This window comes from Pseudomonas sp. URMO17WK12:I7 (genome assembly GCF_003269045.1).
In the GTDB taxonomy this organism is placed as follows: domain Bacteria; phylum Pseudomonadota; class Gammaproteobacteria; order Pseudomonadales; family Pseudomonadaceae; genus Aquipseudomonas; species Aquipseudomonas putida_J.
In genome coordinates, this window is record NZ_QLTL01000020.1 from 93,636 (window position 1) to 101,320 (window position 7,685).

Here is a 7,685-nt window from a genome sequence, read left to right on the forward strand (position 1 = left end):
GCGCACCCTGCGCACGCCTGATGGACCAGGCCCCGCGCCAGTCTGTCAGCCCCGGGTCACCGACTGATAAGGAGGCGCCGTGACCGCTACAGAGCAAACCCTCTACCGATGCACGCCCAGCCCGCTGCACGCGATCCTGCTGGCCGGCACGGTCCCGCTGTTTCTCGGCGCGCTGCTGAGCGACATTGCCTATTTGAAGAGCTACCAGATCCAGTGGAGCAACTTCGCCGCGTGGCTGATTGCCGGTGGCTTGTTGTTCTGTGGCCTGGCGTTGTTATTTGCCCTGGCCAACCTGATCCGCGCCCCACGCAAGGGCGGGCGGCCGACGCTGTACTTCCTGCTGTTGCTGGTGACCTGGGGGCTGGGGCTGATCAATGCCTTCGAACATGCCAAGGACGCCTGGGCAGTGATGCCGGCGGGCCTGGTGCTGTCGCTGATCGTCAGCGTACTGGCCTGTGTGGCCGCATGGCTGGGCATGAGCAATCTGCGTTCGGGAGGTGAGGCATGAAGCCGTTGTATGGAGGGTCGCTGTTGAGCGTGGCACTGCTGCTGGCCGCCTGTGGCGGTGACGGCGAGCCGACCCAGGCCCTGGGCCCCGACCCGAAATTGCCTGCGCCCGAGCGCGGCCTGCTGCCGAGCATGAAAATCGCGCAACCGGCGCAGTGGGGTGAGCGCAAACCCACCGTGCCCGAGGGCTTCAGTATCACTGCCATCGCCACTGGCCTGAAGATCCCGCGTCAGAGCCTGGTGCTGCCCAATGGCGATATTCTGGTCGCCGAAGGGCGGGGTGGCAGTGCCGCCAAGCTCAAGCCCAAGGACGTGATCGCCAGCCAGATCAAGGCCAAGGGCAATACCCAGGTCAAGGGCGGCAACCGCCTGACCCTGCTGCGCGATGCCGATGGCGATGGCGCGTACGAGCTGCAGACGGTGTTCGCCGAGGGCCTCAACGCGCCTTACGGCCTGGCGTTTGCCGACGGCAAGCTGTACGTCGCCAACCAGGATGCGCTGGTGCGTTTCGATTACCAGGACGGCCAGACCAAGGCCGGCGGCCCGCCAACCAAGGTCACCGACTTGCCGGCCGAGATCAATCACCACTGGACCAAGGCGCTGACCATCAGCCCTGATGGCCGCTACCTGTACGTGGGCATCGGCTCGAACAGCAACATCACCGAGCGTGGCATGGAAGTCGAGATGGACCGCGCCATGGTCTGGCAGATCGACGCTGTGACCGGCGCGCACCGGCCTTACGCCACCGGCTTGCGCAACCCGACGGCGCTGACCATTCAACCGGGCAGCGGGCAGCTGTGGGCAGTGGTCAACGAGCGTGACGAGCTGGGCCCGGACCTGGTGCCGGACTACCTCACCTCGGTACGAGAGGGCGGCTTCTATGGCTGGCCCTACAGTTACTGGGGGCAGAACGTTGATGAGCGGGTCAGGCCGCAGAACCCGGACAAGGTGGCCGCCGCGCTCAAGCCCGATTACAGCCTGGGTTCGCACGTTGCCGCGCTGGGGGTGGATTTCTCCAGCCAGGCCATGGGCGAACGCTTCGCCGACGGGGTATTCGTGGGGGAGCACGGTAGCTGGAATCGCCCGAATCCTGTGGGTTACAAGGTGATCTTCGTGCCGTTCAAGGAGGGCAAGCCGGCCGGTCAGCCGATCGATTTTGCCACAGGGTTCCGCGGGGAGGATGGCAAGACCCGAGGCCGGCCAGTAGGGGTGACGGTCGACCCGCGTGGCGCGTTGATCATCGCCGACGACCTGGCCAACACCGTCTGGCGTGTGACGCGTAACTGAGTGTAGGAGCGGCCTTGCCGGTCCGGCGCCCCGGCAAGGCCGCTCCTACAGCGGTAACGTGCAAGCGTTCCAAGGTGATCAGGGCCAACGCACCGTGCGCCGAAGCAGAGCACCTTACCGTCAGGTTCATGTTTGCCAAAACAAGCCCGGCCTTGACGCAAATGGGTTGAAAGGCATCGCGGGCGGGGCGCTGCCCAGCAGAGTGGCGGGTTATGGCTATGCTTGTCTGCGCATGAACATGTCACCCACAACCCGGTCTTGATCACATGGAAGCAGGCCTATGAACCCTATTTGCACGCTCGCTCGCGCTGTTGCCCTCGCCACCTTGATGTCTGCTGCCACCTTCACGGTGCAGGCTGCCGAGATTCCGATTGGCAGCAAGGCATTTGAAAGCCATGTCAAAACCCAGGTCACTGCCATCGACCTGGCCAACCGCCAAGTCACGGTGAAGGGGCCGAACGACAAGGATGTGACCCTGCAACTGACGGAAAAGGCCAAGGCGCTGCCCAATCTGAAGGTCGGTGACAACGTTGATATCTACGTCACCCGGGCCATCGCCTATGTGCTCAACAGCGACGTGGGTGGCGCGCCGAAGGCCACTGAAGAATCCGGGGAAATCCGTGCCACCAAGGACAACCCCAACCCTGGCGGCGAAGCCTTCCGCCAAGTCCGGGTGACCTCGCAGATCAAGAAGATCGACTTGAAAAAGCATGAAGTCAGCCTGCTGCCGCCGGAAGGCAAGCTGCAGGTGGTCAAGGTCGAAGACCCTGACCTGCAAAAGCGGATGAAGAACCTCAAGGTCGGCCAGACCGTCGATGCGATCTATACCGAAGTGCTACGAGTCGATACCTGGCGCTGATATAGCCTACAGGGCTGGCCTCCTAGCGGCTAAAGCCGCTCCTACAGGTAAGCGCCGATCCTTGTAGGAGCGGCTTTAGCCGCGAAAAGGCCGGTGCAGACAACGCAACAACATGCATGTGACGAATACCCTGCGTGCAACTTTTCAATTTCCATAATCACTGTCGATTTACCATCATGGGCTCATCCTGTCTTCAGATGAGTGCATCCATGTCCTACAAGACCCTTCTGCTTGCATGCTTTCCCGTGGCGATGGCCCTGCTTGCGGGCTTCGTGTTGCCCTACCAAGCCGCCAGCAACGCCGCCGTCGGTCGTGCGCTGGGGCACTGGCTGTGGGGTGCCTTCACCTCGTTGGCAGTCAGCTCGGTGGTGGTCATCACGGCGTTGCTGATCCTGCGCGTACCCATGCCAGACCTGAGCAAGGCGGTGCAGGGCCCTTGGTGGTTGTGGATCGGTGGCGTGCTGGGCGCCCTCTATGTGGCCGGCGCTGCAGCGCTGACCCCCAAGCTGGGCACGGCGGGCTTCCTGGTGCTGGTGGTGGCAGGGCAGATCCTGACCTCGGTGATCGTGGACCATTTCGGGCTGATGGGGGTTGCCAGCAAACCGGTGAACCTGGCCAGGGTTGCCGGCGTGCTGTTGATCCTTGGCGGCGTGTTGCTGGTCCAGGGCGGCTGGAACTCGACCCCGGCGCCAGGCCAGGCTGTGTCGAGCGCTGATCAGTGACCGGGCTGGCTGCAGGCCCAGACCGCTTCACGCAGCCAGCGGTGGCCGGGGTCGCTGTCCTTTCGTGCATGCCAGGCCTGCTGATAGGCCAGGGCGGGGATCGGCAGCGGCGGAGTGAACTGGCGCAATGAGGGGTGCTGGCGCATCGAGCCTACTGCACGCCGGGCCACGGTAAGGATCAGGTCGGTACCGGCGAGCACGTCGACGGCAGCGCTCCAGTGCGGCAGCGCCAGGGCGATGTGGCGGCGTTGGCCTTGTGCGGCCAAGGCGCGCTCGATCTCGTCGTGGGCATCCGGGTGCATGGCCATGAGCACATGCGCCCGCGTCAGCCAGTCATCCAGAGTGAGCCCACCCTTGGCCGGCAACACCTGGCGGTCGGCGACGCTGATGAAACTGTCTTCGAACAAGGTCTGGGCGGTGATGTCGGCTGGCAGGTCCGGGAAGATGCCCAGGGCCAGGTCGAGTTCGCCGTCAACCAACTGGGCGAGCATGGTTTCGCGGCTGGCCTGGCTGATGGCCAGGTCGACGCCGGGGGCGACCTGGCGCAGGTGGCGGACCAGTGGCGGCAGGATGATGCGCGAGGCGTAGTCGGACAGCGACAGGCGGAAGCGGCGCCGGGCTTGGGCAGGCTCGAATTGTGGAGCGGCGAGCAAGCCGTTGAGGCTGCCAAGGGCGTCCTGCAGGGGTTTGGCGAGGGACTGGGCGCGGGCGGTGAGGGCCATCTGGCCGTGTTGGCGAATCAACAACGGGTCGTCGAAGTGTGCCCGCAGTTGGGCCAGCGCGTGGCTGACCGCGGGTTGGCTGCGGTGCAGACGCAGGGCGGCGCGGGTCACGTGCTTTTCGCTGAGCAGGGCGTGCAGGGTCAGCAGCAGGTTGAGGTCGATCTTGCGCAGTTCATCCATGGGGCGAATGCTTCGGCTGGCTTTAATAGAAGATTATCAGCCTAACAGATGCAACGGCCTCTTCGCGGGCAACCCGCTCCCACAGGACTACCTCTGGCTTCAAGGTCTATGCAGTATCAGAGGGAGCGGCCTTGCCCGCGAAGGCGCCAGTGCAGGCAATACAAAGCACGCGCAGGGTATACTCGCCCCCCGTTTCACTGTAATCCGAGTACTCCAATGGGTCTTTCCGCAACCGCCACACCCGAACCGCGCCGCATCGGTGCGCCCTTGATCGCCCTGGTCCTACTGCTGGCCGGCGCCTGGTTCCTCAATCTCAACGCCGGCTTCAAGCAGGTGCTGCTGCTGATGGTCGGCGCTGCCTTGGGCCTGACGCTTTATCACGCCGCTTTCGGGTTCACCTCGGCCTGGCGTGTATTCATCAACGAACGCCGTGGCGCCGGCCTGCGCGCGCAGATGGTCATGCTGACCCTGGCCGTGCTGTTGTTCTTCCCGGCACTGTCGGCCGGTAGCCTGTTCGGCACCCCGGTCACCGGCCTGGTCGCGCCGGCTGGCGTGTCGGTAGTGTTCGGTGCCTTCATCTTCGGCATTGGCATGCAACTGGGCGGCGGCTGTGCCTCGGGCACGCTGTTCACCGTAGGGGGCGGTAATGCGCGGATGCTGGTGACCCTGCTGTTCTTCATCATCGGCTCGGTCACGGCCACGCACCATGCTGACTGGTGGTTTGCGTTGCCGTCGTTCCCTGCCACTTCAATCGTGCAGGCGTGGGGTGTTGGGCCGGCGCTGGCAGTGAGCGTGGCGCTATTCGCGTTGATCGCCTGGGCCACCGTGGTTCTGGAAAAGCGCCGCCACGGTGCCCTGGAAGCCCCGGTCACCAGCGAGCACCAAGGCCTGCGCCGTTTCCTGCGTGGCCCGTGGCCCCTGCTGTGGGGCGCCGTCGCCCTGGCTTTGCTGAACTACGCCACTCTGGCCCTGGCCGGCCGCCCTTGGGGTATCACTTCGGCGTTTGCGCTGTGGGGTGCCAAGACGCTGTCCAGCTTCGGTGTGGACGTCGGCAGCTGGGTGTTCTGGCAGGCTCCAGCCAATGCCAAGGCACTGGCTGCTCCGCTGTGGCAGGACATCACCACGGTGATGGATATCGGCATCGTCCTCGGCGCCCTTTTGGCGGCAGGCCTGGCGGGCCGCTTCGCGCCCAGCCTGAAGATCCCACTGGCTTCGCTGATTGCCGCGGTGATAGGTGGCCTGCTGCTGGGCTATGGTTCGCGCCTGGCCTATGGCTGTAACATCGGCGCCTACTTCAGCGGTATCGCATCGGGTAGCGTGCACGGCTGGCTGTGGCTGGTCGCGGCTTACGCCGGCAACATGATCGGTGTGCGCCTGCGCCCGCTGTTCTTCGCTGGCGAACGCCGCCCGGTGGCGCTCAACGGCTGCTGAGCTGAAATCACCCGATCAATTGACTGAAGAGGTTGGCATGGCGCAATACACCGCACACGTGGCCTGGGCTCGAGAAGGCCAGGACTTTCTCGGCAACCAATACAGCCGCCGGCACTTGTGGCGCTTCGACGGTGGTATTGAAGTGCCTGGGTCGTCATCGCCACATGTGGTGCCACTGCCGATGTCTGATGCCACCGCGGTAGACCCTGAAGAGGCTTTCATCGCTGCGCTGTCCAGCTGCCACATGCTGTGGTTCCTGTCGCTGGCAGCCAAGCAGCGCTTTTGCGTCGAGCACTATGCCGACGACGCAGAGGGGGTGATGGCGCGCAATGAGGCAGGGCGCATGGCCATGGCCGTGGTTACCCTGCGTCCACGGGTCGAATTCTCCGGCGAGCGCCAGCCTACGGCGCAGCAGCTTGAGCACCTTCACCACCTCGCCCACGAGGAATGCTTCATCGCCAATTCGGTGAAGACCGAGGTGCGTTGCGAGCCCGTTTACCTCATCTGAAATCTTAAACAAGTTAGATCAGCTTTATTATCTAACTTGTTGATTTTAGTTAGTTATCGCTTTGCTACCGCGTGCTGTACGCACTGTTCGTAGTACGTCTGCTTGATCGCCGCCGGCTGCAACCTGGACCGGCTGTTATAGGTCTGTTCGGTGATGCCGAAGGCGGTCATGCGCATCCATGGCTTGGGGAAGCGGCGTACCTGCAGCTTCTTGCGCGTTGCGTACAGGGTGACCCCGGAAAGTTTGGCTTGCTGGGCTTCGGCGGCGATTTGCGAACCCCAGCCACAGACGTTGCGATCGTTCTGGTTCAGCGCCTTGGCCTGGGCACCGAAGGCGACAGTGGCCAGCAGGCAGCCGGCCATCGTAGCTAGAATTGTTCGCATGTTGCTGTCCTAAGCATCTGAAGATGAAAGGAGTTTGCCTTGGCTTCAGATGCCTGGGGGCCAGCATTTTCCCATCAGGTAGTGGCGATGCAGCTGCGATTTGCCAGTGCGGGGCGCAGGCTACCGAATGCCAAGCCCGCGACCCATACCACCGACACGCCGTAATTCAGCCTCTGGTACAGGCCGAACAGCTGGCCGCTTTGTGCGGCTTGGGCCATGAGCACGACGGTCACCACCGCAGCAACCAGGCACACTAGCGAAAACCAGCCCAAGCCCGGCGAACCGGCCAGGCGCCTGCCAAGCCACACCCAAAGCGCGCTGGCCAGTGTCAACGAGAGGAACATCAGCAGCCCCGACAGGTTATGCAGCTGCTGCGAAAGCGAAGGTTGGGCAGGCGTGCAGCCTTGGTCGCAGGGAAACCAGCCGGTACCCAGGCTGCCCACGCCATGCAGCAGTATCAATGCCGCACTCGCTATCGAGAGTTTTGAACCCTGCCAACGCCGCGCAAGGCCCCAGGCGAACAAGGCGAACAGCACCGCGAGCGGGAAGTTATTGAGCAGGGGCGACCAGTGCTGGGTGGGCGCACCGACCGCGCCAAGCTGGCTCATGGCCTGCTGCAGGTGGTCGTAGCCGGGGTAGGCGCGGGCGGTGAGCCAGACGCCCAACAACAGCCAGAATGGGGTGAGCAGGCCGCAGGTGAGCAGGCAGCGGTCGAGAAGTTTCATCAGCGGGTTTCCTTCCGTGGAATGGCCGGTTCAAGCGTTAACAGTACTGCGATCGTTGCGGCCTGTCCCAGCCTCTTCGCGGGTAAACCCGCTTGTGTCTTGGCGAGGGGATAGAATCTGAAGTGAGAGCGGTGAATGGCAAGCTGATAGCCCGAGGTGCCTTGAGCACGTGTGGGAGCAAAAGCTGCCATTCACCGTTCCACTTTGGCGAGAGCCCGAACAGTTGGATGAGGGCCGTAATCTCGAATCACAAGCGTGGGCCAAGCCAAAGCGCTCTCACTCCTTGAGTTTAAGAGGGTTTGGCCATGTCTTCCTCTGTCGGCATCGATGTTTCCAGTGCCACACTTGCCGTTCACATCCG

The 7,685-nt window shown here is 63.5% G+C and carries 9 protein-coding genes; 6 read left to right on the forward strand and 3 right to left on the reverse strand.

The window, feature by feature from the left end; translation table 11 throughout:
- Positions 1–79: 79 nt before the first annotated feature.
- The 4 genes from H040_RS23765 to H040_RS23780 all read left to right on the forward strand — a co-directional run bounded on the left by H040_RS23765 (position 80) and on the right by H040_RS23780 (position 3,375).
- Positions 80–508 (forward strand): DUF2231 domain-containing protein, encoded by a 429-nt coding sequence (locus tag H040_RS23765; protein ID WP_027918904.1) that lies wholly within the window; start codon positions 80–82, stop codon positions 506–508.
- Positions 505–1,794: a PQQ-dependent sugar dehydrogenase gene (locus H040_RS23770; RefSeq protein WP_027918905.1), complete on the forward strand. Its 1,290-nt coding sequence runs from the start codon at positions 505–507 to the stop codon at positions 1,792–1,794. Before H040_RS23765 ends, H040_RS23770 begins: the two co-directional genes overlap by 4 nt.
- A gap of 280 nt (positions 1,795–2,074) precedes the next feature.
- The gene (locus H040_RS23775) at positions 2,075–2,653 is read left to right on the forward strand and encodes a hypothetical protein (RefSeq protein ID WP_027918906.1); all 579 of its coding nucleotides are present in this window, start codon (positions 2,075–2,077) and stop codon (positions 2,651–2,653) included.
- A 209-nt stretch (positions 2,654–2,862) separates the two neighbouring features.
- Positions 2,863–3,375 (forward strand): DMT family transporter, encoded by a 513-nt coding sequence (locus H040_RS23780; RefSeq protein WP_027918907.1) that lies wholly within the window; start codon positions 2,863–2,865, stop codon positions 3,373–3,375.
- Here H040_RS23780 and H040_RS23785 read toward each other — a convergent pair.
- Positions 3,369–4,277 carry a LysR family transcriptional regulator gene (locus tag H040_RS23785; RefSeq protein ID WP_027918908.1) on the reverse strand — a complete coding sequence of 303 codons (909 nt, stop codon included), beginning with the start codon at positions 4,275–4,277 and terminating at the stop codon, positions 3,369–3,371. The two genes, H040_RS23780 and H040_RS23785, sit on opposite strands and share 7 nt — an antisense overlap.
- A gap of 216 nt (positions 4,278–4,493) precedes the next feature.
- Here H040_RS23785 and H040_RS23790 point away from each other — a divergent pair, with 216 nt between their 5' ends.
- A complete protein-coding gene (locus H040_RS23790; protein WP_027918909.1) occupies positions 4,494–5,708 on the forward strand; it encodes a YeeE/YedE family protein in 1,215 nt (404 codons plus the stop codon).
- 37 nt (positions 5,709–5,745) lie between these two features.
- Positions 5,746–6,216, forward strand: coding sequence for an OsmC family protein (locus H040_RS23795; RefSeq protein ID WP_027918910.1), 471 nt, complete (start codon positions 5,746–5,748; stop codon positions 6,214–6,216).
- Positions 6,217–6,269: 53 nt separating this feature from the next.
- On the opposite strand, the gene H040_RS23800 is transcribed toward H040_RS23795, so the two are convergent.
- Both H040_RS23800 and H040_RS23805 read right to left on the reverse strand, forming a co-directional pair.
- Entirely contained in the window at positions 6,270–6,599 is a 330-nt protein-coding gene (locus H040_RS23800) for a hypothetical protein (protein ID WP_027918911.1), read from the reverse strand.
- A gap of 74 nt (positions 6,600–6,673) precedes the next feature.
- Positions 6,674–7,324 carry a DUF998 domain-containing protein gene (locus H040_RS23805; RefSeq protein ID WP_027918912.1) on the reverse strand — a complete coding sequence of 217 codons (651 nt, stop codon included), beginning with the start codon at positions 7,322–7,324 and terminating at the stop codon, positions 6,674–6,676.
- Positions 7,325–7,685 lie beyond the last annotated feature (361 nt).

Excerpts from the sequence above, each read along its gene's own strand:
- H040_RS23795 (WP_027918910.1), top strand. The coding sequence starts at position 5,746 with ATGGCGCAATACACCGCACACGTGGCCTGGGCTCGAGAAGGCCAGGAC.
- H040_RS23770 (WP_027918905.1), top strand. The coding sequence starts at position 505 with ATGAAGCCGTTGTATGGAGGGTCGCTGTTGAGCGTGGCACTGCTGCTG.
- H040_RS23775 (WP_027918906.1), top strand. The coding sequence starts at position 2,075 with ATGAACCCTATTTGCACGCTCGCTCGCGCTGTTGCCCTCGCCACCTTG.
- H040_RS23805 (WP_027918912.1), bottom strand. The coding sequence starts at position 7,324 with ATGAAACTTCTCGACCGCTGCCTGCTCACCTGCGGCCTGCTCACCCCA.
- H040_RS23780 (WP_027918907.1), top strand. The coding sequence starts at position 2,863 with ATGTCCTACAAGACCCTTCTGCTTGCATGCTTTCCCGTGGCGATGGCC.
- H040_RS23790 (WP_027918909.1), top strand. The coding sequence starts at position 4,494 with ATGGGTCTTTCCGCAACCGCCACACCCGAACCGCGCCGCATCGGTGCG.
- H040_RS23785 (WP_027918908.1), bottom strand. The coding sequence starts at position 4,277 with ATGGATGAACTGCGCAAGATCGACCTCAACCTGCTGCTGACCCTGCAC.
- H040_RS23800 (WP_027918911.1), bottom strand. The coding sequence starts at position 6,599 with ATGCGAACAATTCTAGCTACGATGGCCGGCTGCCTGCTGGCCACTGTC.